Origin of the sequence: Variovorax sp. PMC12 (assembly GCF_003019815.1) — a bacterium.
GTDB lineage: Bacteria > Pseudomonadota > Gammaproteobacteria > Burkholderiales > Burkholderiaceae_C > Variovorax.
The window spans coordinates 4,073,556-4,097,956 of the sequence record NZ_CP027773.1 but is presented as its reverse complement, the minus strand read 5'-3'; the positions used below and the strand labels follow the sequence as shown (position 1 = coordinate 4,097,956).

At 67.7% G+C, this 24,401-nt stretch carries 25 protein-coding genes; 9 read left to right on the top strand and 16 right to left on the bottom strand.

Annotation, left to right across the window (positions count from 1 at the left end; all coding sequences use genetic code 11):
* Positions 1-19: 19 nt before the first annotated feature.
* Both C4F17_RS18945 and C4F17_RS18940 read left to right on the top strand, forming a co-directional pair.
* On the top strand, positions 20-2,419 hold the full coding sequence (locus tag C4F17_RS18945; protein ID WP_106936276.1) for a penicillin-binding protein 1A: 2,400 nt from the start codon (positions 20-22) through the stop codon (positions 2,417-2,419).
* An 85-nt stretch (positions 2,420-2,504) separates the two neighbouring features.
* On the top strand, positions 2,505-3,110 hold the full coding sequence (locus C4F17_RS18940) for a hypothetical protein (protein ID WP_106936275.1): 606 nt from the start codon (positions 2,505-2,507) through the stop codon (positions 3,108-3,110).
* 4 nt (positions 3,111-3,114) lie between these two features.
* On the opposite strand, the gene creC is transcribed toward C4F17_RS18940, so the two are convergent.
* Together creC and creB are read right to left on the bottom strand one after the other, a co-directional pair.
* On the bottom strand, positions 3,115-4,566 hold the full coding sequence (gene creC / locus C4F17_RS18935; RefSeq protein ID WP_106936274.1) for a two-component system sensor histidine kinase CreC: 1,452 nt from the start codon (positions 4,564-4,566) through the stop codon (positions 3,115-3,117).
* Between the two features lie 124 nt (positions 4,567-4,690).
* Positions 4,691-5,482, bottom strand: a complete 792-nt coding sequence (gene creB / locus C4F17_RS18930; RefSeq protein ID WP_106936273.1) for a two-component system response regulator CreB — start codon at positions 5,480-5,482, stop codon at positions 4,691-4,693.
* Positions 5,483-6,060: 578 nt separating this feature from the next.
* Here creB and C4F17_RS18925 point away from each other — a divergent pair.
* Positions 6,061-6,990 carry a YcjF family protein gene (locus tag C4F17_RS18925; RefSeq protein ID WP_106936272.1) on the top strand — a complete coding sequence of 310 codons (930 nt, stop codon included), beginning with the start codon at positions 6,061-6,063 and terminating at the stop codon, positions 6,988-6,990.
* 117 nt (positions 6,991-7,107) lie between these two features.
* Here C4F17_RS18925 and cueR read toward each other — a convergent pair whose 3' ends face one another.
* A complete protein-coding gene (gene cueR, locus C4F17_RS18920; protein ID WP_106936271.1) occupies positions 7,108-7,509 on the bottom strand; it encodes a Cu(I)-responsive transcriptional regulator in 402 nt (133 codons plus the stop codon).
* Positions 7,506-7,703 carry a heavy-metal-associated domain-containing protein gene (locus C4F17_RS18915; protein ID WP_106936270.1) on the bottom strand — a complete coding sequence of 66 codons (198 nt, stop codon included), beginning with the start codon at positions 7,701-7,703 and terminating at the stop codon, positions 7,506-7,508. The genes cueR and C4F17_RS18915 overlap by 4 nt, the downstream gene beginning before the upstream one ends.
* Before the next feature lie 132 nt (positions 7,704-7,835).
* Between C4F17_RS18915 and C4F17_RS18910 the strand changes: the two genes are divergently transcribed.
* Positions 7,836-10,073: a heavy metal translocating P-type ATPase gene (locus tag C4F17_RS18910; RefSeq protein ID WP_106936269.1), complete on the top strand. Its 2,238-nt coding sequence runs from the start codon at positions 7,836-7,838 to the stop codon at positions 10,071-10,073.
* Between the two features lie 10 nt (positions 10,074-10,083).
* Here the strand turns inward: C4F17_RS18910 and C4F17_RS18905 are convergent, their stop codons facing one another.
* The 5 genes from C4F17_RS18905 to C4F17_RS18885 all read right to left on the bottom strand — a co-directional run bounded on the left by C4F17_RS18905 (position 10,084) and on the right by C4F17_RS18885 (position 14,279).
* Positions 10,084-10,566: a GNAT family N-acetyltransferase gene (locus C4F17_RS18905; RefSeq protein ID WP_081269751.1), complete on the bottom strand. Its 483-nt coding sequence runs from the start codon at positions 10,564-10,566 to the stop codon at positions 10,084-10,086.
* Positions 10,567-10,632: 66 nt separating this feature from the next.
* Positions 10,633-11,763, bottom strand: coding sequence for a sterol desaturase family protein (locus C4F17_RS18900; protein WP_106936268.1), 1,131 nt, complete (start codon positions 11,761-11,763; stop codon positions 10,633-10,635).
* A 35-nt stretch (positions 11,764-11,798) separates the two neighbouring features.
* A complete protein-coding gene (locus C4F17_RS18895; RefSeq protein ID WP_106936267.1) occupies positions 11,799-13,082 on the bottom strand; it encodes a beta-ketoacyl-[acyl-carrier-protein] synthase family protein in 1,284 nt (427 codons plus the stop codon).
* The gene (locus C4F17_RS18890) at positions 13,079-13,384 is read right to left on the bottom strand and encodes a phosphopantetheine-binding protein (protein ID WP_106936266.1); all 306 of its coding nucleotides are present in this window, start codon (positions 13,382-13,384) and stop codon (positions 13,079-13,081) included. Before C4F17_RS18890 ends, C4F17_RS18895 begins: the two co-directional genes overlap by 4 nt.
* 34 nt (positions 13,385-13,418) lie before the next feature.
* The gene (locus tag C4F17_RS18885) at positions 13,419-14,279 is read right to left on the bottom strand and encodes an alpha/beta hydrolase (RefSeq protein WP_081269747.1); all 861 of its coding nucleotides are present in this window, start codon (positions 14,277-14,279) and stop codon (positions 13,419-13,421) included.
* Positions 14,280-14,416: 137 nt separating this feature from the next.
* Here C4F17_RS18885 and C4F17_RS18880 point away from each other — a divergent pair, with 137 nt between their 5' ends.
* The gene (locus tag C4F17_RS18880) at positions 14,417-15,106 is read left to right on the top strand and encodes a response regulator transcription factor (RefSeq protein ID WP_081269746.1); all 690 of its coding nucleotides are present in this window, start codon (positions 14,417-14,419) and stop codon (positions 15,104-15,106) included.
* Positions 15,107-15,113: 7 nt separating this feature from the next.
* Positions 15,114-16,508, top strand: coding sequence for a sensor histidine kinase (locus C4F17_RS18875; RefSeq protein ID WP_081269745.1), 1,395 nt, complete (start codon positions 15,114-15,116; stop codon positions 16,506-16,508).
* 26 nt (positions 16,509-16,534) lie between these two features.
* Here C4F17_RS18875 and gloA2 read toward each other — a convergent pair whose 3' ends face one another.
* The 7 genes from gloA2 to gstA all read right to left on the bottom strand — a co-directional run bounded on the left by gloA2 (position 16,535) and on the right by gstA (position 22,925).
* Positions 16,535-17,302 (bottom strand): SMU1112c/YaeR family gloxylase I-like metalloprotein, encoded by a 768-nt coding sequence (gene gloA2, locus C4F17_RS18870; RefSeq protein WP_234382193.1) that lies wholly within the window; start codon positions 17,300-17,302, stop codon positions 16,535-16,537.
* Positions 17,299-17,760, bottom strand: a complete 462-nt coding sequence (locus C4F17_RS18865) for a GNAT family N-acetyltransferase (protein ID WP_106936265.1) — start codon at positions 17,758-17,760, stop codon at positions 17,299-17,301. Before C4F17_RS18865 ends, gloA2 begins: the two co-directional genes overlap by 4 nt.
* On the bottom strand, positions 17,757-18,242 hold the full coding sequence (locus tag C4F17_RS18860) for a RidA family protein (protein ID WP_106936264.1): 486 nt from the start codon (positions 18,240-18,242) through the stop codon (positions 17,757-17,759). Before C4F17_RS18860 ends, C4F17_RS18865 begins: the two co-directional genes overlap by 4 nt.
* Before the next feature lie 142 nt (positions 18,243-18,384).
* Positions 18,385-19,488: an alkene reductase gene (locus tag C4F17_RS18855; RefSeq protein ID WP_081269741.1), complete on the bottom strand. Its 1,104-nt coding sequence runs from the start codon at positions 19,486-19,488 to the stop codon at positions 18,385-18,387.
* 85 nt (positions 19,489-19,573) lie between these two features.
* Entirely contained in the window at positions 19,574-21,382 is a 1,809-nt protein-coding gene (locus C4F17_RS18850; RefSeq protein WP_106936263.1) for an acyclic terpene utilization AtuA family protein, read from the bottom strand.
* On the bottom strand, positions 21,379-22,161 hold the full coding sequence (locus tag C4F17_RS18845) for an enoyl-CoA hydratase/isomerase family protein (protein ID WP_106936262.1): 783 nt from the start codon (positions 22,159-22,161) through the stop codon (positions 21,379-21,381). The genes C4F17_RS18850 and C4F17_RS18845 overlap by 4 nt, the downstream gene beginning before the upstream one ends.
* A 155-nt stretch (positions 22,162-22,316) precedes the next feature.
* Positions 22,317-22,925: a glutathione transferase GstA gene (gene gstA / locus C4F17_RS18840; RefSeq protein ID WP_081269738.1), complete on the bottom strand. Its 609-nt coding sequence runs from the start codon at positions 22,923-22,925 to the stop codon at positions 22,317-22,319.
* Positions 22,926-23,109: 184 nt separating this feature from the next.
* On the opposite strand from gstA, the gene C4F17_RS18835 reads away from it, so the two are divergent.
* The 3 genes from C4F17_RS18835 to C4F17_RS18830 are packed head-to-tail and all read left to right on the top strand — an operon-like array spanning position 23,110 to position 24,343.
* A complete protein-coding gene (locus C4F17_RS18835; RefSeq protein ID WP_013538518.1) occupies positions 23,110-23,295 on the top strand; it encodes a DUF1328 family protein in 186 nt (61 codons plus the stop codon).
* 3 nt (positions 23,296-23,298) lie between these two features.
* A complete protein-coding gene (locus C4F17_RS33155) occupies positions 23,299-23,445 on the top strand; it encodes a hypothetical protein (RefSeq protein WP_172839905.1) in 147 nt (48 codons plus the stop codon).
* Positions 23,446-23,455: 10 nt separating this feature from the next.
* The gene (locus C4F17_RS18830; protein WP_081269737.1) at positions 23,456-24,343 is read left to right on the top strand and encodes a transglutaminase-like domain-containing protein; all 888 of its coding nucleotides are present in this window, start codon (positions 23,456-23,458) and stop codon (positions 24,341-24,343) included.
* Positions 24,344-24,401: the final 58 nt, after the last annotated feature.

Below are 24,401 nucleotides of genomic sequence, written 5' to 3'. Positions count from 1 at the left end.
CAGCCAGTAATTCCTTTCTATGTCCAAACGCTCAAGCTCCACCCCTCCCGACGACGGTTCCGCGCCGGCCGATCCGAACCGCCGCTGGAAACGCATCGCCAAGTGGGGCGCGGTGGTGGTGGGTTCCGGCGCGCTGGTGGTGCTGGTCGCCGCCATCGTGGCCGTGGTGGCCATCTATCCGAAGCTGCCAGATGTCTCCGAACTGTCCGACTACCGCCCCAAGCTGCCGCTGCGCGTGTACTCGACCGAAGGCCAGCTGATCGGCGAGTTCGGTGAAGAGCGCCGCAACCTCACGCCGTTCGCCGACATTCCCAAGGTCATGAAAGACGCGGTGCTCGCCGTGGAAGACGCGCGCTTCTACGACCACGGCGGCGTCGACTACAAGGGCTTCGTGCGCGCGGCGGTCGCCAGCCTGAAGGGCGGGCGCAAGCAGGGCGCCTCCACCATCACGATGCAGGTCGCGCGCAACGTGTACCTGAGCTCCGAGCGGACCATGAGCCGCAAGACCTACGAGATATTGCTGGCGCTGCGGCTCGAGCAGCAGCTCACCAAGGACCAGATCCTCGAGATCTACCTGAACCAGATTTACCTGGGCAACCGCGCCTACGGTTTCGCCGCCGCCGCCGAGACCTACTTCGGCAAGCCGCTGCAGGACGTGACCATCGCCGAGGCCGCCATGCTGGCCGGCCTGCCGAAGGCGCCCGGCGCCAACAACCCCGTGGCCAACCCGCGCCGCGCGCGGGCGCGCCAGCTGTATGTGATCGACCGCATGCAGGAAACCGGCTTCATCACCGCCGAGCAGGCGGCCGCCGCGAAGAAGGAAGAACTGCACCTGCGCGATGCCGCCGACCCGAACCGGCTGCATGCGGAGTACGTGGCCGAGACCGTGCGGCAGATGATGTACGCGCAGTACGGCGACAGCATCTACACCAGCGGCCTGAAGGTCTACACCTCGCTGGTCGCGGCCGACCAGGCCGCAGCCTACAAGTCGCTGCGCAAGGGCGTCATGGACTACGAGCGCCGCCAGGCCTATCGCGGTCCCGAGAAGTTCGTCGATCTGCCAACCGATCAGAAGGAAATCGACGAGGCCGTGGACGACGCGCTGGCCGAACACCCCGACAACGGCGACGTGATCGCGGCCGTGGTGCTCGATGCCAGTCCGAAGGAAATCAGCGCCGTGCGCGCCAACGGCGAAACCATCCAGATCACCGGTGAGGGCCTGAAGCCCGCGCAGTCGGGCCTCGCGGCCAAGGCGCCGCCGAACATCAAGATCCGCCGCGGCGCGGTGATCCGCGTCGCGAAGACGCCGAAGAACACCTGGGAGATCACGCAGCTGCCCGAGGTCGAGGCGGCCTTCATCGGCATGGACCCGCGCTCGGGCGCCATCAAGGCACTGGTCGGCGGCTTCGATTTCGGCAAGAACAAGTTCAACCACGTGACCCAGGCCTGGCGCCAGCCGGGCTCGAGCTTCAAGCCCTTCATCTATTCGGCCGCGCTCGAGAAAGGCTTCACGCCCGCCACCGTGGTGAACGACGCGCCGCTGTACTTCGACGCCAGCGCCAACGGCGGCCAGCCGTGGGAGCCGAAGAACTTCGAAGGCACCTACGACGGCCCGATGCCGCTGCGCACCGCGCTCATGAAGTCGAAGAACCTGGTGACGCTGCGCGTGCTGCAGTCCATCGGCGCACCCTACGCGCAAGACTGGGTCACCAAGTTCGGCTTCGACAAGGACAAGCAGCCCGCCAACCTGCCCATGGGCCTGGGCGCAGGCTCGGTCACGCCGATGCAGATGGCGGTGGGCTACTCGGTGTTCGCCAACGGCGGCTACCGCGTCAACCCGTACCTCGTGACCAAGGTGACCGACATGAAGGGCAAGGTCCTGATGGAGACCGAGCCGCCGGTGCTCGACGAATCGCGCCGTGCCATTCCGCAGCGCAACGCCTTCATCATGAGTTCGCTGCTGCAGAGCGTGGTGCGCAACGGCACCGGCTTCAAGGCCTACCAGACGCTCAAGCGCGACGACCTCTACGGCAAGACCGGCACCACCAACGACTCCTTCGACACCTGGTTCGCGGGCTTCCAGCCGACCATGGTCGGCGTGGCCTGGGTCGGCTACGACACGCCGCGGCAGCTCGGCGTGCGCGGCGAAACCGGCGGCAGCCTGAGCCTGCCGATCTGGACCGGCTACATGCAGACGGCGCTGCAGGGCGTGCCAGTGACGCAGCCGGCCGAACCGCCGGGCGTGGTGCGCATCGACGGCGAGCTGTATTTCGACGACTTCACGCCGGGCCACAACGTCGCCAGCCTGGGCCTGGACAGCACCGAGGCGCCGCCGCCGGTGGAGGAACTCACGAGCGCGCCCATCGGCGCACCGCCGCCGCCAGAAGAACGCAACAAGATCCTCGATTTCTTCCGCTAGCGCGTTGCCGCAAGAAACAAAGGCGGGATGGCGGTGCCTACACTCGGTGCTGCTTCCCGCCTTTTTCCCTTATTCCCCCGCATCCATGGAAATTCTTACTCTGGTGGCACTCATTGCCGCCGGCTTCTACATCCTCAAGTCCAGAGACCAGCGACAGCGCATCGCACTGCTGGGCAGCCACCTCGGCCGCTACCAGATCGAAAAGCTGATGGAGAGCCTCACGTCGGGCTACCTGCGCTGCCTCGGCGAGGACGACGCCGAACGCCGCCAGCAGATCTGGAGCCTGCTCGACTCCACCGAGGAAAAGCTCGCGGGCCAGTTCGACAGCTTCGCCGCCGAGTTTTCGCGCCTGCCCGAACCACTCACGCGCATGAGCAAGCTGCCAGTGGGAATCCCGATGGCCACCACCATCTTCCCGGCCGCGAGCTTCGACTTCCGCCAGGCCCTGCTGATCCACGCGCGCGGCATTGCCGGCGTGATGCGCAACGAGTCGAACCGCACGCCCAAGTCCAAGGCCTTCACCATGTCGGCCGAGCTGTTCCTGATGCAGCACACCTGCCACTGGTACTGCAAGTCGAAGACCGTGGCTTCGGCGCGCATGCTGGCGCGGCACCAGACCTCGTATGAGCAACTGCTCGATGCGGTGAGTCCGGAGACGCGCAGTGCCTACCGCGCATTGACCGGCCTATGACCGCTCAATGACTCCGCCCCGGATGTGACAGCAACGGCAGCGTGAGCGTCGCCACCGCACCGCCGCGCGACGCGTTGCCCAGCTCGATGCGCCCGCGGTGCAAGGTCGCGATTTCCTTCACGAACGCCAGCCCGAGCCCGGTGCTTTTCTTCTTGCTGTGCGGCCTGGCCAGCGAATAGAACTTCTGGAAGACTTTTTCCTGCGCGTAGTCCGGAATGCCCGGTCCGTGGTCCCGCACGCTCACGCGCGCGAGCCCGGAGGTGGTCTCCAGCGTGAGCAGCACCTCGCTGTCGCGCGGTGAAAAATCGATTGCGTTGTCCAGCAGGTTGCTGATCGCGCGGCGCAGCAAGAACGGGTCGCCTTCCGTGCTGGCTTCGTTGCGGATGTTCACCAGCAGCCTGATGTTCCGCTTGGCCGCCGCGGGCTGGGCGCTGATGGCGATGTCGTCGATCAGCGAAGCCAGCGCGACCGGCTCGGTGCGGTCGAGCACGCGCCGTGTCTCGAGGGCGGTGAGCTCCATCATGCGGTCGACGATTTCCTGGATGCGCTGCGTCTCGCGCTCGATGTTCACCAGGAAGCGTTCGCGCTCGGCATGCGGCATCGACGGTTCCTGCAGCAGCTCGGCCGCACCGCGAATGGCCGAGAGCGGGCTTTTCACTTCATGCGTGAAGGTCTGCACGTAGTCGGCCACGTAGCTGCGTCCCGTCAATGCGTCGCGCATTTCGCTGAAGCCGCTGCGCACGCCGTCGATGGCTCGGCGCACCATGCGCGACAGGCTCAGGGTGCGCTGCGCGCGCACCCAGGTCCAGTAGTCGCGGATCAGCCCGAAGGGCCGCACCAGCCATACCGACACGATCAGCGCCAGCAGCAGCAGCGCGAGCCCCGAGCCCACGCCCACCCACAGCGTGCGCGCCCGCGCGTCTTCCACGAACTGGCCGAAGCTCTGCACCGGCTTGCCGACGCTGACCATGCCGACGATCTCGTTGTTCCAGCGGATCGGCGCGCCGACGTACATGACCGAGGTGCGCGGATCGCCGTCGACGTCGCGCGAAGTGCGCGCGCCGTACAGGCCGGCCAGCGTGCGGCTCACGTCCATCCATTGCGAATAGTCGGCGCCGAGATGCCTGCCGAGCGAATCGAACATCACGCGGCCGTTGCGGTCGGTCACGTACACGCGCAACTCGACCTGGCTCTTGTGCAGGTTGTAGATCTGCGCCGAGAACTCGCGCGCATAGGCGGTGCGGAACAGCGGCTCGAGGCGCGCGGTGTTGATGGCGCCGGCGATCACGTCCTGCTCGACCAGGCTGGCCAGCAGCTGCGAGGTCTCGACCAGCGATTCCTCGGCCGACTCGCGGTAGCGCGGGTCGATGTCCGAGACCACGCGGTACAGCAGGAAGGCGATGCCCGCCGTATAGATCAGCAGGATGCCGATGAATATCCGCGTGCGCCTGGTCACGACTTGGCACTCCCCCAGGCTTGCCCACTTCGTGTGGCCGCCAACCCCCTCGCCGGGGGCAATACCAGCGGCCCGGCAAAGCCGGTTCCGCGGTATTCCGCGAAAAGGCATCCCAAGCTCGGATTCATGCCTTCGAGGGCAATTCTTCGTTCAGTGCATAGCCGGTGCCGCGCAAGGTGCGGATCGGCTCGACGTCCGGCGCAATCGCCTTGAGCTTGGCGCGCAGGGTCTTGATGTGCGCGTCGACCGTGCGGTCGAAGCTGTCGCTCGAGTCGTCCCAGACCAGTTCGAGCAGTTCGTCTCGCGTGAAGACGCGCCCCGGGCGCTGGACCAGCAATTTCAGCAGGCCGTATTCGTAGCGCGAGAGTTCGAGCAGGCGCCCGTAGTACCGGATCTGCATCCGCTCGACGTCCAGCGAAAACGGCATGGAAGGGGGTTGAGCGGCCGCATGAGGCGCGTGGACGCCGATTTGATGGGGTACCCCATGGTTCGGCACCGGAGCCGTTCCCGGGCTTCCTGGCGCGTTTCGCGCGCTGCGCCGCAGGATCGTCCGTACGCGAGCGACCAGTTCACGCGGGGAGAACGGCTTTGCGATGTAGTCGTCGGCACCCAGTTCGAGGCCCACCACGCGGTCTATTTCGTCGCTGCGGGCGGTCAGGAAGACCATCGGCACCTCCGGTCCGCCCATCGACTGATTCAGCGCCTGGAGGCGCTTGAAGAGTTCGAAGCCGTTGAGATCGGGCAATCCGATGTCCAGGATGGCCAGCGCGGGCGGTTCCTGGGCGAACTGCGCGATCGCTTCCTCGGCCGTGGCGCACCAGATGGGCGTGAAACCGTCGCTTTTCAGGACGTATTGCAGCGTGTCGGCGATGCCCGATTCGTCTTCGGCGATCAGGATCCGGGGTTTGAAGCTCATCCCGCGGATGTTACCGACGGGGGAGCGCGCCGGGAGGACCGGTTTTCGACCGAGGCGCCGGGGCCGGCGCGGCCTTTCGCGGCCTTTTTTTCGGGCGAGGCCTGTCCCTTTCCCATCTTCTTATTCTTCTTATTCAAATTAGTAGTAGTAGATAAGGGTTGCCCACCTCTGTGGACATGCCGCTTTTCTCGTTATGCGACAACGACTTGTCATGCCCGTGTCACTGTGCGCAGCCGCGCTTTTGGGCTGTACCCGGCAAATGAACAACTTTGGGTAACCCGACAGCGCTGTGGATAACCGATGGCTTGTGCCAGAACTGTCCCCAGAGTTGTCCTTTGACACCCCTTCGGAAATCTGCGAAAGACGTTTTTCGGGCAGGGTAATCCATTGCGCAAAAATAAGGCAGTCTGTAGATTCCTTTTGAAAATCAACAACTTGCAACGTCCCTACACAGAAGCTCCAACGTTATCCACAGAGTTGCTCAAGTTTTGTGGGGAGAACGTGCCCGAGCAGGCCGCGCCGTTGCCGGCAAGAAAAACACAGCCCTTCTTCACATTGCAAATTACGAAATATCAAAAATGACACCTTCTGAAACAAAGGCCATCGTGACCCTCAGCCTGCTGGCGGCCTTCGTCGACGGCGAAAAGCACGAACGCGAACGCGCCGAGATCAAGCGGATCGCGGAGGGCCTGTCCCAGGCCGACGGCGTGAACCTGCCGACGCTCTACCAGGACGTGCTGATGAAGCGGGTGTCGCTGGCATCGGTGGCGGGTGAGCTGAAGAGCACCGAGTCGCGGCAGCTCGCCTACGAGATGGCGGTGTGCGTGTGCGATGCCGACGGCGCGCAGTCGGACTCCGAGCGCATGTTCCTGGCGGACGTGCGCACCTCGCTGGGGCTGGGTGCCTCGGCCGCCGGTTTCTCGCAGCAGGCGGAAGAAATCGCGGCGGTGCCGGTGACGGCAACGGCGGTGGCCACCGCCGCGAATTCACCCGACGGCGCCGAACTCGACAAGACCATCCTGAACGCCGCCATCCTCAACGGCGCGCTCGAGTTGCTGCCCGAGACGCTGTCGACGATGGCGATCATTCCGCTGCAGATGAAGCTGGTCTACCGCATCGGCCAGGCGCACGGCTACCAGCTGGACAGCGGCCACGTCAAGGATTTCCTGGCCACGGTCGGCGTGGGCCTGACTTCGCAGTACCTGGAACAGGCCGGGCGCAAGCTGCTCGGCGGCTTGCTCGGCAAGGTGGGCGGCGGGCTGTTGCGCGGGCTGGGCAACCAGGCCGTGAGTTCGGGGATGAGCTTCGCCTCGACCTATGCGCTGGGGCATGTGGCCAAGCGCTACTACGCCGGCGGCCGCACGCTGTCGGCCCAGATGCTGAAGGACGCGTTCTCCGGCGTGGTGAAGGAAGGGCAGAGCCTGCAGACGCAGTACCTGCCGGCCATCCAGGAGAAGGCCCGCACGCTGGATGCGGGCAAGGTGCTGTCGCTGGTGCGGGGCGCTTGACTGGGGCGCTCCCCCAGGCTTCGCGCACTTCGTGTCGCTTCTCCTACCCCCTCGCCGGGGGCAACACCGGCGGCCCGGCAAAGCCGGTTCCGCGGTGTTTCTGGAAGAGAGCGATTTCTAGACCTTGCCCAGGTCGTCTAGGATCGGGCAGTCGGGCCTCGCGTCCCCGTGGCAGCAATGGACCAGGTGGGCCAGCGTGTTTCGCATCGACTGCATGTCGGCAATGCGCTGTTCGAGTTCGCCGAGGTGCTTTTCGGCGATGCGCTTCACGCTCGCGCTGGCGCGCCGGCGGTTGTGCCACAGCCCCACCAGCTCCGAGATTTCCTCCATCGAGAAGCCGAGGTCGCGCGAGCGCTTGATGAAGCGCAGCGTGTGGATGTCGGCGTCGTCGTACTGGCGGTAGCCGCTCTCGGTGCGTGCCACCGCCGGCAGCAGGCCCAGGCCTTCGTAGTGCCGGACCATGCGGGCCGACACGCCGGAGCGCTGCGCCGCTTCGCCGATGGCGACGTGGCCTGTCATTTCTGGACGGCGTAGCCCGCGTTCTCGATCGCGGCCACGATGTCCTTGCGCGGCTGGTCGCTCAGCACGTCGACGTGGCCGGTGGGGAGATCCACCGTCACCTGCGCTTCGGGGTCGACTGTCTGCACGGCGTTCTGCACCGCGTTCACGCAGTGGCCGCAGCTCATGCCCGTGACCTGGAATTTCTGGCTCATCGTCTTTGCTCCTGTTGAAATGATCGGGAAGAGGATGCAAGTCTGAACCCTCTCACGATGTCAATGTCCAGCGAAGGGGTTCTGAAAATATCCGCTTGACCTTGCCACGGTGTGAGGCTTTAGCCTTGGCACATGGAAAATTCACTGCAGCAACCCCGGACCACGCTGGACCTCTCGGTCGGCGGCATGACCTGCGCTTCTTGCGTGATGCGTGTCGAGCGCGCGCTCAAGAACGTGCCCGGCGTGCAGGACGTGAGCGTGAACCTCGCGACCGAATCGGCGCGGATCGTGGCGGCGCCGGGCGACGACATCGACCTTCGCGTGCGCCGCGCGGTGCGTGCCGCTGGCTACGAACCGCGCGCGGGGGCAAGCGCGGCCGACGAAGCCGCGGCGCTGTCGCCCTGGCACGGCTTCGGCCCGGTTGCAGTCGGCCTGCTGCTGTCGATTCCGCTGATGGCGCCGATGGTCGGCAGCCCGTTCGGGCAAGACTGGATGCTGCCGCCCTGGGTGCAGCTGCTGCTCGCCGCGCCGGTGCAGTTCTGGCTCGGCGCGCGCTTCTACCGCGCGGGCTGGCATGCCGCGAAGGCACGCACCGGCAACATGGATCTTCTGGTGGCGCTGGGCACCAGCGCGGCCTTCGGGTTGTCGCTGTGGCTGTGGTGGCGCGCGGCCGCCGGCGAGCATGCCGGCCACGGAGAAATGCCGCATCTGTATTTCGAGGCCTCGGCCGTGGTGATCACGCTGGTGCTGCTCGGCAAGTGGCTCGAGGCGCGCGCCAAGCGCCAGGCCACGTCGGCCATCCGCGCGCTGCAGCAGTTGCGCCCCGAGGTCGCCCACCTGGTCGGCGCGCCTGGCAAGGAAAGCGATGTGCCGCTGGCCGAGGTGATGGTCGGCGACCACCTGGTGGTGCGTCCCGGCGAACGCGTGCCGGCCGATGCGCGCGTGGTCGAGGGGCAGTCCGAAGTCGACGAGTCGATGCTCACCGGCGAGCCGCTGCCCGTGCCGAAGGGCCCCGGCGATGCATTGACGGGCGGCGCCGTGAACGGCGACGGCCGCATGGTGATCGAGGTGAGCGCGGTGGGTGCCGAGAGCGTGCTCGCGCGCATCATCCGGCTGGTCGAAGACGCGCAGGCGGCGAAGGCGCCGATCCAGCGGCTGGTGGACAAGGTCGCGGCCGTGTTCGTGCCGGTGGTGCTGGTGATCGCGCTCGTCACGCTGGCTGGCTGGCTGCTTGCGGGCGCGGGCATCGAGACGGCACTCATCCATGCGGTGGCGGTGCTGGTCATCGCTTGCCCGTGTGCCCTCGGCCTCGCGACGCCGGTGGCGGTGATGGCCGGCACCGGGGTGGCGGCAAAGCACGGCATCCTCATCAAGGATGCGCGCGCGCTTGAAATCGCCCACCGCGTCGACACGGTCGCCTTCGACAAGACAGGCACGCTGACGCTGGGCCGTCCCGTGTTGACCGAATTGCTGCCGGTGGCCGGTGCCATCGAGGCAGAAGACGAGTTGCTGGCGGTCGCTGCCAGCCTGCAAGGCGGCAGCGAGCATCCGCTTGCGAAGGCGGTGCTGGCCGCTGCCGCGCAGCGCAATCTGCAGGCTCCGGCGTTGAGCGCGATGCAGGCCATGCCGGGCCGCGGCGTGCGCGGCGATGTGGACGGTGCCACCTGGGCCATTGCCAGCCTGCGCTGGTGCCGCGAACTCGACGCCATGCCCGAAGCGGCGGATGTCGATCGCCTGCAGGCCAAGGGCGCAACGGTCTCCGCGCTGCTGCGTTTCGACGAGGCCGGCGCGGCGCATGCGCAGGCGCTGCTGGCATTTGCCGACGAACCCAAGCCGCAGGCCGCCGAAGCCATTCGCACCCTGCGTGCACGCGGCCTGCGCGTGGTGATGATCTCGGGCGACAACCTGCGCGCCGCGCAAGCGATGGCGGCGCGGCTGGGTATTGCCGCGGTAGATGTCCGCGCCGACGTGCTGCCGGCCGACAAGGCCGCGCAGGTCGCCGCCCTGAGAAAGAACGGACACGTGGTGGCCATGGTCGGCGACGGCGCCAACGACGCGCCCGCGCTGGCGGCGGCCGATGTCGGCATCGCGATGGCGCCTTCGGGTGGCGGCACCGACGTGGCCATGGAAGCCGCCGGCATCACGCTGATGCGCGGCGACATTGCGCTGGTGGCGCAGGCCTTCGAACTCTCGGGCCGCACGGTCTCGAAGATCCGGCAGAACCTGTTCTGGGCCTTTGCCTACAACGTGGCCGGCATTCCGCTCGCGGCCTTCGGCCTGCTGAGCCCGGTGGTGGCCGGCGCGGCGATGGCGCTGTCGAGCGTGAGCGTGATGGCCAATGCGCTGCTGCTGCGGCGCTGGAAGCCCTGACGCAGCCTTTTCAATCGATGAGCAGCGCCATGACGTGGTCGTCGATGGCCTCCGCGTCGCCGGCGCGCTTGTAGAACTTGCGCAGCGTGCCTTCGCGTTCGAAGCCGAGCTTTTCGTAGAAGCGCAGCGCCGGCGCGTTGTCGCTTTCGACGATGAGCTCGATGCGCTTGACGCCGGCCGACTTCAGCCGGTCGATGGCGTCGGTCACCATCGCCAGCGCTATGCCCTGGCCGTGCAACGCGGGATCGACCGCTAGCGTGCCGAGGCTGGCGACGTGCCGCACACGACCGGGGTAGCGCGCGGCGCGATAGAAGCCCGCGATGCGGCCGTCGCGCTCGTAGACGAAGAAGTCGCGGCCATCGAGCAGTTGCCGGTAGATGTCGCGGAAGTCTTCCAGCGGCATCGGGTCGTAGCCCAGGTAGGGCACGACCTTCTCGTGCATGTAGAGGGCGAAGACGGTGTCGATGTCTTCAGGAGTGGCGAGCCTGCGCATGGTGTTTTTTTGCCTGCTTCGGAGCGATGGAAGCGCCGAGCATAGCCAGTGAGCGCGGTGCGCCCTTCAGCTGGCGAGCAGTACCGCCGAAACCGCCAACAACGCGGCCTGCGCGCACCAGGCCCAGCGCAGGCGCAGTTTCGAATCGAGCACCGCGCCGATGGACCAGAAGCCGCCGACCGCCAGCGCGAGCAGCACCAGTCCGGTCTGGAAGGCCAGGTCGTCGGCGCGCCACAGGAATGCCAGCGTCACGCCGACCCAGCATGAGAAGTGGAGCGCGGCCGAAGCGACCTGCGCACGCGTCAGTCGGGGGTCGTGGATGCGCATGGCTTCTTCCAGGGAAAACGGTGTCTCCGGAAAGCGTGCCGCCACGTCGGCCGGCCGCCAGCCCGGCGGCTTGAACCACACGGCGATCTTGTCCTGCCAGCGCCGCGTGTGCCAGGCGTCGCGCAGCAGCGGCGCATAGGGTCCGACGATGGCGCGCAGCGGATCGAAGCTCGCGAGCGCCTTTCGCGTGCCGTACACGCAGCGTTCGGTTTCTTCGGCGAAGGTGCCGAACATGCGGTCCCATATCACCAGCATGCCGCCGTAGTTGCGGTCGACGTAGCCGTCGTTCACCGCGTGGTGCACGCGGTGGTTGGACGGCGACGAGAACACCCGGTCGAACCAGCCGAGCTTGCCGATGTGCTCGGTGTGGATCCAGAACTGGTAGACCAGCACGATCAGCCCCGCAAGGCCGAACTGCTCGGGCGGCACGCCGACCACCGCCATCGGCAGGTAGAAGGCCCAGCCCAGGAAGGCCACGGTGCTTTCCTGCCGCAGCGCGGTGGAGAAGTTGAACTGCTGGCTCTGGTGGTGCACCGAGTGCGCGGCCCAGAACACGGCGGACTCATGGCCCGCGCGGTGCAGCCAGTAGTCGAAGAAGTCGAACAGCACTACGGCCAGGATCCAGCCGATGGCGCTGTCCCAGAAGTCCGGCCGGGTCCAGATCGCGACGAACGGATAGACCATCGCGTACAGGCCGATCTGGAAAAGCTGGGTGCAGACCGCGAGCGCCTGGCTCAGCAGGCCCTGGCTCAGGCTGCCGAGCGTGTCGCTGAAACGGTAGGTGTTGCGCCGCTTGAGCCAGCCCCAGGCGAACTCGCACGCCATGAGCAGCGCGAACACGGGCACGACGAAGACGACCAGCCGATGCACCGCGTTCGATTTTTCAGGAAGTGCTCAGCGAATCTTCAGCGTTCCGACGCGCGGCCGGCCACGATGACCGCGTTCGTGCCGCCGAAAGCGAAGGAATTGGACAGCGCATAGCGGATTCCCTTGGCCTCGCGCGCCTCGCCCTGCACGAAATCCAGGTCGAAGGCGGCGTCCGGTGTCTGCAGGTTGGCGATGGGCGGCAGCGCCTCCCGGGCCAGCGCGCGCAGCGCCGCGATGAGTTCGATGGCGCCGCCGCCGCCGAGCACGTGGCCGTGGATGGCCTTGGTGGCGCTCACCGGCGTGGCCTTTCCGAACACTTCGCGGATCGATGCCGCCTCGGCGGCGTCGCCGGCCGAAGTGGCGGTGCCGTGGGCGTTGATGTGGCCCACATCGCAGGCTTCGATGCCGGCGTCGCGCAGCGCGGCGCGCATGGCGCGCACCTGGCCGGCGGTGTCGGGGTTGGTGATGTGCGTGCCGTCGCAGTTGGTGGCGTAGCCGGCGAGCACGAAGGGCGCGGCACCGGCGCCGCGGGCGGCGGCGTGCGCTTCGGATTCGAGCACCAGCGCGGCCGCGCCTTCGCCGATGGCAAAGCCCGCGCGGTCGCCGGAGAACGGGCGGCAGGCGGAGGAGGGCGCGTCGGCCGGAGGCGGCGCCATCACGCGCATCGCGTGCCAGCTGGCCATCACGCCGGGCGTGAGCATGGCGTCATGGCCGCCGACGATGGCGACGTCGATCCAGCCGCCGCGGATGGCGCGCATGGCTTCGCCGATGGCCACGGCCGACGAGGCGCAGGCACAGGCGTAGGCGATGGCCGAGCCGCGAGCGCCGAAGTGCAGCGCGAGCTCCGCCACGGCGGCGTTGGGCATCACGGTGAGCACGGTCGTCGGGCGCATGCGGCGCTGTTCGCCGTAGAGCGCGCTGGTGGTGCTGTCGAAGGTGCCGGCGCCGGCCAGGCCGCTGCCCCAGAAGATGCCAAGGCGGTCGCGGTCGATGGTCTCCAGGTCGAGCCTGGCTTCGGCGGCGGCGTCCTGTGCGGCGGCCAGGGCCATGGCCGTGCCGCGGTCCAGCGGCAGGCGCGAGGTGCTGCGCACGCCGTTCGATTCGAAATCGCAGGCGGCGACGGCAAGCTCCATCGTGTCCATGCCCTTGATCTCGAGCTTCTGCGCGCGAACCGCAGAGCGGCCGGCGAACAGGGCGTCGTCGAAGTCCTCGACGGTGCGGCCGATGGGCGTGATGAAACCGAGGCCGCTCACGCGCACCGGCGCGGATGCGGCGCGCGCTGCCGAAGCGGCGAGCACGGCGTGGGCGGCTCCGCTGCTCATGCCGGGACTTCGGCCGGTTGCGCGGGCCTGGCGGCGGCGGTGCCGCTGCTTTCCGCGTCGATCACTTCGCACAGGCGCTGCAGCGTGATGCCGGCTTCGCGCGGGTCGAGGCGGTCTTCGGGAATGCGCAGGTGGAAGGCGTCTTCGACCGCGAAGACGAACTCCATCAGCGCGAGCGAATCGAGGCCGAGGTCGGACAGCGCGGTGGCGGGCGAGATGGCTGAGCGCTCGACCTTGAAGTCGGTCTCGAGGATCGTCGCGATGCTGTTGAAGGTGGGCGAAGAGGCGTCGGAATAAGACATGGGGATGCTTTCCTTTCAGGCGTGGGCAGGCAGATCAGGCGTACAGGGGATGCTCGGGCATCGTGCCATGGGCCACGGCGTCGGCAAAAGACACTGTTTCACGTACCACCTGTTGACGGTCGTTGTCGATTGTGATCATGTGGTAGCTGTTCGCGACCACCACCGTGCGGAATGCGCGGCACCGCAGGCCGCGCGCGAGGATGTCGAGGTTGGCCACGCTGGCCACTTCGTCCTGCTGGGCATGCAGTGCGAGCACGTTGTCGCATTGCACGCTGTTGAGGTTGCGGCGCACGTGGCGGATGAGGCGGTCGTGTTCGCGCAGGTGGCCCACGCCGATGACCGAGCTGCCCGCGCGCGACACCTTGCGGTGGCGCAGCTCGCGCTCGATCCAGGCGCGCACGCGTTCGTTCTTCACGCCGTAGGGCGGGCGCTCGCGGTATTGCCACAGCCGGCCCAGCGGCGTGTAGAAGGCCAGCGGCAGCAGGAACTGCGTGCGCGGAATGGCCCAGCCGTCGAAGCGCAGCGTGGTCGACATGAGCACCAGCGCGTCGACGTCCGCGCCGCATCGGATGGCCGCGCCCAGCGCGAGCGATGAGCCGGCGGAAATGCCGATGAGCATCACGCGGTCGTGCTGCGCGCGCAGCGCCTTGACCTCGGCCTGTATGGCATCGATCCAGCGTTCGAACGGCGCGGCATGCTGCAGCGGCGCGGCGGCATCGAACGAGTAACCCTCTATCGACAGCGGATGCACCGGGTAGCCGCGGCTGCGCAGTGCCGATTGCACGGTCAGCAACTCGTCAGGCGTGCTGCACAGGCCATGCAGCAGGACCACGGCGGTGCGTTGCACCTCGGGAGGCACCACGCTCAGCTGATCGGAGGGTTCGCGCGCACTCATCGTGTTGCGCCGGCCATGAAAATGGCCCGTGGTTCATATTGCTGTCGTATGCTCATGTTGCGTTTATCGCTGGAGCGACTGACCGGCTGCTGACCCGTCATTCGCAAGGGCAGATTACCCCCAACCATTCAAACACCATGCGAATTCTGCTTGTCGAAGATGACGCCGTTCTGCGCGATGTCATGGTCCGCAGCCTTGCGGACGCGGGCCACCGGGTCGACGTTTCGACCAACGTCGAAGATGCCGACCATCTCTGGCGCGTGCAGCCCTTCGATGCGGTGCTGCTCGACCTCAACCTGCCGGCCACTGCCAGCCCCACCAGCGGGCTGGCCAGCGGCCTCACCGCGCTGCGCCAGGCACGCGCGCGCGGCGACCGCACGCCGGTGCTGGTGCTGACCGCGCGCGGCCGGACCGAAGAGCGCATTGCCGGCCTCGACGCCGGCGCCGACGACTACCTCGGCAAGCCCTTCGACCTGGCCGAAGTCGAAGCCCGCCTGCGCGCGCTGGTGCGCCGCGCCAAGGGCACCGAAGACATCGTGCTGCTGGGCCAGCTCAAGCTCGACCGCAAGGCACGCCGCTTCTCCACCAACAGCGGTCCGCTCGACCTGCCGGCGCGCGAGTTCGAAGTGCTGTGGGAGCTCATGAGCCCGCCCGGCCGCACCGTGAGCAAGCGTGCGCTGTCCGACAAGCTCTCGAGCTTCGACGAATCGCTCGGCGACAACGCGCTCGAGGCCTTCATCTCGCGCCTGCGCAAGAAGCTGCAGGGCACCGGCGCGAGCATCCGCACGCTGCGCGGCATCGGCTACCTGCTCGAAGCCGAGGCGTGATCCGAGCGTGACCGGCGAGACCGCAGAACAGCAGCAGGCCACCCAGCGCGCGCCTTCGCTCACGCGGCGCGTGCTGCGCAACGTGCTGGTGCCGCTGGCGCTCACGTGGATGGTGGGTGCCGTCATCGCGCTGGTCATCGCCAACTATTTTTCGGAGCAGGCCTTCGACCGCGGCATGCTCGACGACGCATATGCGCTGTCGGCCAACGTGCAAGCCGGCGAACGCGGCATCGAGCTGCTGCTGACCCCGCGCGAAGTGGCCACGGTGCTGTTCGACCAGGTCGACAAGGTGTACTTCGCGGTGCAGCGGCTCGACGGCACGCTGATCTCGGGCCAGTCCGGCCTGAGCGCGCCGCTGCCTATGGACGGCTCGCGCTACCGCTTCTCCGACATCGACTATGAAGGCAGCGCGTTGCGCGCGGTGGTGCTAGAGCATGACGCCGAGCCGGACCTCAGCATGCCCTACCGCGTGATCATTGCGCAGACCACGCTGAGCCGGACCGCGCTGGTGCGGCAGCTGCTCGGCTATGCGCTGGCACCGCAGATCCTGCTGCTGGTGCTGCTCGCGATCTGGCTCTGGTACGGCATTCGCAGTGACCTGCGGCCCTTGGGCGACCTGCAGCGCGCGCTCGACCGCCGCGACGTGCACGACCTGTCGCCGGTGCAGGTGGCGCAGACCTCGCGCGAGCTCCAGCGCCTGGGCAATGCGGTCAACTCGCTGTTCGAACGCCTGGGCCAGAGCGTGCAGGCGCAGCGCGAGTTCGTGGGCAACGTGGCGCACGAGCTGCGCACGCCGCTGGCGGGCATTCGCGCGCTGGCCGAATACGGCCTTGCGCAGCACGACACCAACGTGTGGCGCGAGCAGCTCGAGCGCGTGTCCGAACGGCAGGCGCGGGCGAGCCACCTGATCGACCAGCTGCTCGCGCTGGCGCTGGCCGAAGAGGCGCGCACCGAACTCAAGCGCGTGCCGGTGCGGCTCGACGTGCTGGCCGAGCAGACGGTGCTGCGCCACCTCGCGCGCGCCGATGCGCGCGGCGTCGACCTCGGCGCGCGCGGCCTCGACGACGGCGTGGTGGTGTATGCCAACGAGGCGCTGGTGGAGGGCATCCTCGACAACCTGATCGACAACGCGCTGCGCTATGGCGGGAGCACCATCACGGTCGAGCTGGCGGGCCGCACGCTGAGCGTGATCGACGACGGACCGGGCATTCCGATCGAAGCGCAGCGCGACCTGATGCAGCGGTGGGCGCAGGGCCCGGCCGGCGAGAAGCTGGGGCAGGGCTCGGGGCTGGGGCTGTCGATCGTGTCGCGCTACGCGGAGCTGCTGGGCGCCGAGCTGCGGCTCGAAGTCGCCGAGCCGACCGGCCTGCGCGTGAGCGTGGCGTTCGGCGAAGTGGCCTGAACCGACCCGCTCCGCCGCGCGTTCGCTCAGCGCGAGAGCGGCGTGCCCTGGTGGAACGCCATGCGCCAGCGGCCATGCCGCCGTCGCCACAGCGAGCTGCGCAGTGAATCCGCGGCGGGCCTTTCGGGAATGGCTTCGCGGTGCACGCGGTAGGTGACCAGCGCCACGTCGGGCGCCATGCGCAGCACGCGAAAGTCCGTCATCGTGCGCCGCGAAAAAGTCTCGTCGCGCAGCGCTTCGATGATGGCGGGCCGCGTCCATGTTTCGCCAGACACGCCGAGTTCATGGAAGCCGTCGTCGAGCAGTTCCTCCAGCTGCGCGGCGTTTGCGCGCACCTCGCGCAGGTGCAATGCGCCTTCGAGTTTCAGCAGCAGCGCATCGAGCGCTTCGGCGGGTGCGGCTTCGTAGAGCTCCAGCGGCAGGCCGTCGGGATCGGCGAAGAAGGTGAAGCGACGGCCGGTGTACTCGTCGGTGCGCAGCGGTTCCACGGCAATGCCCTGCGCCGAGAGTTCATCGGCGGCGGCCTGCACGTCGTGCACTTCGAAAGACAGATGCCGCAGGCCCTGCGCCTCTGGCCGCGTGAGGCGCGCCGGCGCGCCGGGAAAGGAGAAGAGTTCGATCTGCGAGCCATCGGGCAGGGCCAGGTCGAGCTTGTATGAATCGCGTGCGGCGCGATGGTTTTCGGCGACCACGCGCAGGCCCAGCACCTCGGTGTAGAAGTGCCTGGACACCGCGTAGTCGGCGCAGATGATGGCGGCGTGATGGATGCGTTCGAGCTGCATGGCAATGCTCATCTCAACGGCTTGCGCAGGAACACGCGGGTGCGTTGTTCGAGCGCGAGGCGCTTGTACTCGACGTACCCGATGCGCTCGTAGAGCGCGCGGTTCTCGGTCATCTTCTCGTTGGTGAAGAGGTGGATCGAATCATGGCCCTGCCGCAGCGCTTCGCGTTCCGCCAGCTCCAGCAGCGCGCGGCCGACGCCCGTGCCCTGGTGCCGCGGGCGCACCGCGATCACGTCGATCAGGAAGCCCTCTTCGGTGACGTCTAGCACCAGCGCGGCGACGGTCCGTGCGTCTTGTGTCGCGACCCAGACCTGCGCATTTTCGATGGCAGGTCCGTAGTCCCTGGTCATGGGCAACGGCGTGAGGCCAAGGCGCGGAATGTAGTGGCGAAAGGCTTCCACAGCGCATTCGGTGATGGAAGCGGCATCGGCCGCATCGGCGCGCCGAAGGGTCCAGCTTGCGTCATTCACGGCTCGAACTCCACCTCGCCCTCGATCTCCACAGGGATGTTGAACGGCAGTTCCGCCATGCCCACGGCGCTGCGCGCATGCATGCCGATCTCGGGGCCGAAGAGTTCGAGGATCAGGTCGGAGAAGCCGTTGATCACGGCCGGCTGCCTGTCGAAGCCAGGTGCCGAGGCCACCATGCCGAACACCCGCGTCCATGCGGTGATGCGGTCGAGATCGCCGATGGCACGCTGCAGGCTGCCGAGCATCGCAAGCGCGGTGAGCCGCGCGGCCGCATAGCCCTGTTCGACCGTGAGCTCGCGGCCCAGCTTGCCGAGCGGCGTGGCGATGGTGCCGTCGGCATTGAGCGGCCCGTGGCCCGAGATGAAGGCGCGCCGGCCCAGCACGCGCACGAAGGCAAAGGGCAGCACCACACCCGGTGGCGGCGTGATGGTGGGCGGCAGCACGAGGCCGAGCGCGGCGAGTTTGTGTTCGATGTGGGCCATGGATGTGCGCGCCGCGGGGAGAGAGAGAAGGCGAAAGGCCCGCGGCGCGAGCGCCAAGCGTACGGGCTGGCGGGCGCACATGCAAATCGGCCCGTGCACGCCAACGGAGTGCACGGGCCGTGGAAGGACCGACCCGCGGGACTCAGGCCAGCGCCGGGTAGTCCGTGTAGCCCTTGGCGCCGCCGCCGTACATGGTGGCCTTGTCGAGTTCGTTCAGCGGTGCGTTCTCGCGCAGGCGGCGCACCAGGTCGGGGTTCGAGATGAAGGGCTTGCCGAAGGCCACGAGGTCGTCGCCTTCCTTCACCGCTTCTTCGGCCAGCGGGCGGTCGTAGCCGTTGTTGACCATCCACGCGCCCTTGCCGCCGGCTTCGCGGTAGGCGGCCTTGAGGGCTTCGTAGTCGAAGGGGCGGTCTTCGATTTCGCGCGGGCCGCCGGTGGCGCCTTCGATGATGTGGATGTAGGCCAGGTTCAGCTGCGCGAGTTGCTTCACCACATAGGTGAACAGCGGCTGCGGGTCGCTGTCGTGCGCGTCGTTGGCGGGCGTGACGGGCGACAGGCGGATGCCGGTCTTGCCGCCGCCGACCGCGTCGACCACGGCGCGGGTGGTCTCCAGCAGCAGGCGGGCGCGGTTCTCGATGCTGCCGCCGTAGTCGTCGGTGCGCTTGTTGCTGCCGTCCTTCAGGAACTGGTCGAGCAGGTAGCCGTTGGCGCCGTGGATTTCGACGCCGTCGAAACCGGCCGTCTCGACCGCGCTGCGTGCGGCCACCGCATAGGCGTGCACGATGCCCGGCAGTTCGCCGGCGTCGAGCGCGCGCGGCTCGGAGGTCTCGACGAAGGTCGGCACGCCGTCCTTGATGAGCACGGTCTTGGTCTTGGCGGTGATGGCCGAGGGCGCCACGGGCTTGCCGCCACCGGGTTGCAGTTCGGTGTGCGAGACGCGGCCCACGTGCCACAGCTGCACGACGATCTTGCCGCCCTTGGCGTGCACGGCGTCGGTCACGCGCTTCCAGGCGTCGAGCTGCTCGGTGCCGTAGAGGCCGGGCACGTCGGAGTAGCCCTGGCCCTGGTGGCTGATGGCGGTCGCCTCGGTGATGAGCAGGCCGGCGGTGGCGCGCTGGGCGTAGTAGGTGGCGGCGATGTCGGGCGGAATGGCGTTGGGCGAGCGATTGCGCGTCAGCGGCGCCATCACGATACGGTTGGCGAGCTTGAGGTCGCCGGCCTGGACGGGGTCGAAGAGGGTGGACATCGTGTAGTTGGAGGCAAAGTTGAAACAGGCGCAAGGCTAAGCGCCCGGCCTCAACCCTGCTGCCGTACGGTTGTCCGGATTGATGCTATGCAAGCAGCGCCAGCAACGCCGGGCTCGCGCGCAGGGGCATGGCGAGCAGGATCTGCCCCATGCCCTTGCCGAGCGGGTCGTTGCGCAGCGAGGCCATGCCGCCGCCGCCCAGCGCCTGTTCGCAGACGAAGTTGAAGGCGCCGATGCCCGGCACGTCGTAGCGCGTGACGCGGCCCTTGACGAGGTGGGAAAGCCACTCGGCGACGCGCGCCTCGCTCAGCTGTTCGCGCAGCAGTTCGAGCAGTGCGGGGTGGCGCGCGATGACGCCGATGTTCGAGGTGTCGCCCTTGTCGCCGCTGCGGGCCCAGGCCAGGCGGATCAGGGGGACTTCGACGGTGTCTTCCGCTCGCGTCGTCGGCGTTTGTGCGGCTCTGGCAGGCTGTCGGACGGGTGCGGCGGGCGACGGGGGTGTTTCGGTGCGGGGCAGGTCGATGCGTTCGCCGTCGATGGTCACGCCTGCCTCGACCATCGATTTGTCGAGCAGGAACGCGTACTGCCGTATCGACGGCGACACCGACGCTCGCCCGCCGCCCGCGCCCGTGGTGCCCGGTGCCCACGAGGTGCCGGCGGGCGCCACTTCGCGCGCGAACAGCTCCAGCGCGTCCTTGCGCGGATGCGTCACCGCGAGCCGCAGCACCGCCTCGCGTGTCTGCAGGGCCTGGGCATGCGGGCCGTAGCACGACTCCGCGCCCAGCACCTCGAGATGCGTCGCGCTGTAGGGACCGAAGCCGCTCTGCGCGAACAGCGCGCCCGTGCGCGCGAGGATCGCCTCGCCGGTGCGCCGGGCCTTGGCCACCGCGTCGAAGCCCACGATGGTGAGTTGCGCCGACGTCTTGAAGCCGTCGACGTAGGTGGCGCTGACCTTGTAGCTCGCGGTCGGCGCATGGCCGCGCGCGCCGTGCACGCGCACCCGGTGCTCGCCGGCCTGCGCGATGCGCACCTGCGTGAAATCGGCCACCACGTCGGGCAGCAGGTAGGCGGCGGGGTCGCCGATTTCGTAGAGCATCTGCTCGCCCACCACCGCGGGCGTGAGCTTGCCGCCGGTGCCCGCGGGCTTGGTCACGACGAAGCTGCCGTCGGCGCTGCATTCCACGATGGGATAGCCGATGTTCGGCCAGTCGGGCACGGTGTCCCAGTCGGTGTGCAGGCCGCCGGTGGCCTGGCAGCCGCATTCGATGATGTGGCCGGCGAGGCTGCCGGCGGCGAGCAGGTCGAAGTCGCCCGGCTGCCATTTGAATTCATGCATGAGCACGCCCAGCGTGACGGCCGAATCGACGCAGCGGCCGGTGATGACCACCTGCGCGCCGGCATCGAGCGCGGCCTGTATCGGCCGTGCGCCCAGGTAGGCGTTGGCAGTGAGCACGCGTTCCGGCAGCGCGGCGCCGCTCTGCAGTTCACTCACAGGCGGTTGCTGCTGGCGCAGCTGCGGCAGCAGGGGCGACACGTCGTCGCCGCGCACCACCGCGATCTTCAGCGCAATGCCTTGTTCGGCGGCGAGTGCCGCCAATGCGTCGGCGCAGCCTTGGGGGTTCACGCCGCCTGCGTTGCTCACCACGCGGATGCCCTGTTTCACGACGTCCTTCAGCACCGCTTTCATTGCCACCGAGACGAAGTCGGTCGCGTAGCCCAGCTCGGGTTTCTTGAGCCGCGCGCCCGCGAGGATCGACATCGTGAGTTCGGCCAGGTAGTCGAACACGAGGTAGTCGATCTGCCCGCTGCGCACGAGCTGCGGCGCGCCGACGCTGCTGTCGCCCCAGAAGCCCGAGGCGCCGCCGATGCGGACGATGCGTTGGTTGTCGTTCATCGGCCGCTCCACCGTGGCTTGCGTTTCTCGCGGAAGGCGAGTTGCCCTTCGGCCGCGTCCTCGGTCAGGGCGAACAGGCCGATCTGGCTTTCGGTGAAGGCCATCGATTCCTCGAAGGCCATGGTCTCGATCTTCTTCATGGTGTAGAGGCCGCGCCGGATGGCGGCGGGCGATTTGTCGAGCATGCGGCCGAGCAGCCAGTCGACGCTCTCGTCGACGTCGTCGCTCACGCGGTTGACGAGCCCGAGGTCGAGCGCCTGCGCGGCGGTGATGGGCTCGCCGGTGATGCACATCTCGGCCAGCACGCGGCGCGGCAGCAGGCCGCCGAGCACGCTGAGCACCTGCGCGGGGAAGAGGCCGACCTTCACCTCTGGCAGGCCGAATACGGCATGGCTGCCGGCCACGGCCATGTCGCACATCGCCATGAGCCCCATGCCGCCGGCCATGCAGGCGCCGTTGACGCGCGCGATCAGCGGCACGGTGGATTGGCGGGCCTGGCGGAACAGGTTGGCGAAGCCCTGGTAGGGCGCGGCGTAGTCGAACTTGAAGGAAGAGCCGCTCTGCAGGTCGGCGCCCGCGCAGAAGGCGCGCGAGCCGGCACCGGTGATGACCACGGCGCGCACCGCGCTGTCGTCGTTGGCGCGGCGAAGCGCATCGCCCAGACCGGCGAGCACGGCGCCGCTGATGGCGTTGCGGCGCTCTTCGCGCTCGATGGTGAGCCACATGACGGGCCCGCGCATCTGTTCGCGCAGTTCGACGGGGGGAGGGGTTTCGGGCATGGCGCGGTTCCTTCTTCGGGGCTTCTGTCTTCTTCTGAAGCGATGCCCCGAGAGTGGCCCGAAAAAAAAGCCGCGGCATGCGGCTTGTGGCTGAAAGCAGGCCGGGTTTTCCCTGGGAGTCGCCCGGCCGTGTTGCTTCTTCTGCGTTCTTCGGCTTACTTCAGAAGGCCTTCAGCCTTCATTGCTTCCTGCACCGCGGGGCGGGCGCCGACACGCGCGTGCCAGGCCTGCAGGTTGGGGTAGCCGGAGATATCCACGCCGGTGGGCTTGGACCAGTTGGTGACGGTGAACAGGTAGCCGTCGGCCACGCTGAAGGTATCGCCCATCAGGTATTGCTTGCCGGCCAGCTCGCTTTCGAGCCACTTGAAGCGCGAGGCCAGCTTTTCCTTGGCGATGTTCTTGGCTTCTTCCGGCATGGCCGGGTTGAACAGCGGGCTGAAGCCCTTGTGGATCTCGGTGCCGATGAAGGTCAGCCATTCCTGCAGGCGGTAGCGCTGCATGGTGCCGGCGGCCGGCGCGAGGTTCTTGGTGGGGGCCAGGTCGGCGATGTACTGCAGGATGGCCGGGCCTTCGCGCAGGCGCGTGCCGTCGTCGAGTTCGAGCATCGGCACGTAGCCCAGCGGGTTGATGCCGTAGTAGTCGGTGCCGTCTTGCAGCTTGTGGCTCTTGGTGCTTGCCAGCACGGGCTCGAAGGCGAGACCGGCTTCGTGCATGGCGATGTGGGGAGACAGCGAGCAGGCGCCCGGCGAGTAATACAGCTTCATTCGAAATAACTCCAATGGATTGGCGAGGTGTGATTGTTCTGGGAGACCACGGCGGATGCTAGCGGGTTTGGCGGCGTCGCGTTTTTGTCCTACGGCGGCTTGCGCGAGGCGACTATCGGGCGCCGCCACGGCGGTTTCTAAGCTCCTGCGCACGGCGGGCAAGGCACCGCTGAAGGAGTCTTGAATGTTGAAGTACGCGATCATTTTTGCCGTCATCTCCCTGGTGGCCGGCCTGTTGGGCTTCGGTGGCGTGGCCGCTGGCGCTGCCGGCATTGCCAAGCTGCTGTTCGGCCTGTTCCTGGTGCTGGCGGTGCTGTTCGTGGTGCTTGCCGCCCTGGGGGTGGGTGCCGTGAAGAAAGCGCTGGACTGACCCATGCTGCGCAACAAACCCCGGTGGCCGCAGGCGCGGTCGCTGGGCTGGCTTCTGCAGAGTCCGGCGCATCGCGTGCTGCGTGTGCTGCTCGTGACGCAGGCTCATTGGCAATTGCCCGAACACCGTTCGCGTCGACGACGCACCTGAAGAGAAACCCATGCACATCTCCCACATCGACGCGCAGCTCGACTACGAGGTCGTCGCGCCGGCGCACATGCTCCTCAACATCGAGGCGGCCCGTGCGGGCGCGCAGGCGTTGGTCAGCGAGGAACTGACCATCGAGCCGCCGACCGAGATGCAGGTGTTCTGCGACGAAGGCAGCGGCAATCGCTTCATCCGATTCGATGCGAAGCCCGGCCCGCTGAAGATCAGCTACAAGGCCACGGTGCAGCGCGCACATGTGGTGGTGCCGCCCGATCTTCGCGAAGTGCCGGTGAACGAGGTGCCGGACGAAGTCCTGCACTACATGATGCCCACGCGCTACTGCGAATCGGACCTGATGTCGCGCTGCGCGCAGCAGCTCTTCGGCGACCTGCCCCCTGGCATCGGCCGGGTGCAGGCGATCGTCGACTGGATCCACGAAAGCATCGCCTACGAGCCGGGCAGCAGCGACTCGACCACCACCGCGCGCGAGGTGTTCGTGGAACGCGCCGGCGTGTGCCGCGACTTCGCGCACCTGGGCATCACCTTCTGCCGGGCGCTCAACATTCCGGCGCGGCTGGTGGTGGGCTATGTGTGGTTCGACGAGCCGCCCCAGGATTTCCACGCCGTGTTCGAGGCCTGGCTGGGCGGGCAGTGGGTGCTGTTCGACCCCACCCGCATGGCACCTGTCGACCGGCTGGTGCGCGTGGGCACGGGACGCGACGCGAAGGACGTGGCGTTCTGCACGATCTTCGGCAACGTGCGCATGACCGACAAGAAGCTTGTGATCCGCGAACTGCAGGACGAAAGCCTCGAGCCGCCGAAGCCGCCGCCGCCCTCGGGTGAGCTGGTGGGCATAGAGAAGCCCGTGCCGGTGGTCCAGGTGGAAGAAGTCACCGGCTGACGGGGCTTGTTTGCTATAAAATATATAGCAAACTATCTAGCTATTGCGGGTAATCTGG

Bases quoted from the DNA above. Each gene is read 5' to 3' on its own strand.
- C4F17_RS18855 (WP_081269741.1), bottom strand. From the start codon at position 19,488: ATGTCCACCCTCTTCGACCCCGTCCAGGCCGGCGACCTCAAGCTCGCC.
- gstA (WP_081269738.1), bottom strand. From the start codon at position 22,925: ATGAAGCTGTATTACTCGCCGGGCGCCTGCTCGCTGTCTCCCCACATC.
- C4F17_RS18890 (WP_106936266.1), bottom strand. From the start codon at position 13,384: ATGTCTTATTCCGACGCCTCTTCGCCCACCTTCAACAGCATCGCGACG.
- C4F17_RS18910 (WP_106936269.1), top strand. From the start codon at position 7,836: ATGGAAAATTCACTGCAGCAACCCCGGACCACGCTGGACCTCTCGGTC.
- C4F17_RS33155 (WP_172839905.1), top strand. From the start codon at position 23,299: ATGCTGCGCAACAAACCCCGGTGGCCGCAGGCGCGGTCGCTGGGCTGG.
- C4F17_RS18845 (WP_106936262.1), bottom strand. From the start codon at position 22,161: ATGCCCGAAACCCCTCCCCCCGTCGAACTGCGCGAACAGATGCGCGGG.
- C4F17_RS18850 (WP_106936263.1), bottom strand. From the start codon at position 21,382: ATGAACGACAACCAACGCATCGTCCGCATCGGCGGCGCCTCGGGCTTC.
- C4F17_RS18860 (WP_106936264.1), bottom strand. From the start codon at position 18,242: ATGGCCCACATCGAACACAAACTCGCCGCGCTCGGCCTCGTGCTGCCG.
- C4F17_RS18895 (WP_106936267.1), bottom strand. From the start codon at position 13,082: ATGAGCAGCGGAGCCGCCCACGCCGTGCTCGCCGCTTCGGCAGCGCGC.
- C4F17_RS18885 (WP_081269747.1), bottom strand. From the start codon at position 14,279: ATGAGTGCGCGCGAACCCTCCGATCAGCTGAGCGTGGTGCCTCCCGAG.
- C4F17_RS18835 (WP_013538518.1), top strand. From the start codon at position 23,110: ATGTTGAAGTACGCGATCATTTTTGCCGTCATCTCCCTGGTGGCCGGC.
- C4F17_RS18830 (WP_081269737.1), top strand. From the start codon at position 23,456: ATGCACATCTCCCACATCGACGCGCAGCTCGACTACGAGGTCGTCGCG.
- C4F17_RS18905 (WP_081269751.1), bottom strand. From the start codon at position 10,566: ATGCGCAGGCTCGCCACTCCTGAAGACATCGACACCGTCTTCGCCCTC.
- cueR (WP_106936271.1), bottom strand. From the start codon at position 7,509: ATGACAGGCCACGTCGCCATCGGCGAAGCGGCGCAGCGCTCCGGCGTG.
- C4F17_RS18880 (WP_081269746.1), top strand. From the start codon at position 14,417: ATGCGAATTCTGCTTGTCGAAGATGACGCCGTTCTGCGCGATGTCATG.
- C4F17_RS18915 (WP_106936270.1), bottom strand. From the start codon at position 7,703: ATGAGCCAGAAATTCCAGGTCACGGGCATGAGCTGCGGCCACTGCGTG.
- C4F17_RS18945 (WP_106936276.1), top strand. From the start codon at position 20: ATGTCCAAACGCTCAAGCTCCACCCCTCCCGACGACGGTTCCGCGCCG.
- creB (WP_106936273.1), bottom strand. From the start codon at position 5,482: ATGAGCTTCAAACCCCGGATCCTGATCGCCGAAGACGAATCGGGCATC.
- C4F17_RS18925 (WP_106936272.1), top strand. From the start codon at position 6,061: ATGACACCTTCTGAAACAAAGGCCATCGTGACCCTCAGCCTGCTGGCG.
- gloA2 (WP_234382193.1), bottom strand. From the start codon at position 17,302: ATGAGCATTGCCATGCAGCTCGAACGCATCCATCACGCCGCCATCATC.
- C4F17_RS18940 (WP_106936275.1), top strand. From the start codon at position 2,505: ATGGAAATTCTTACTCTGGTGGCACTCATTGCCGCCGGCTTCTACATC.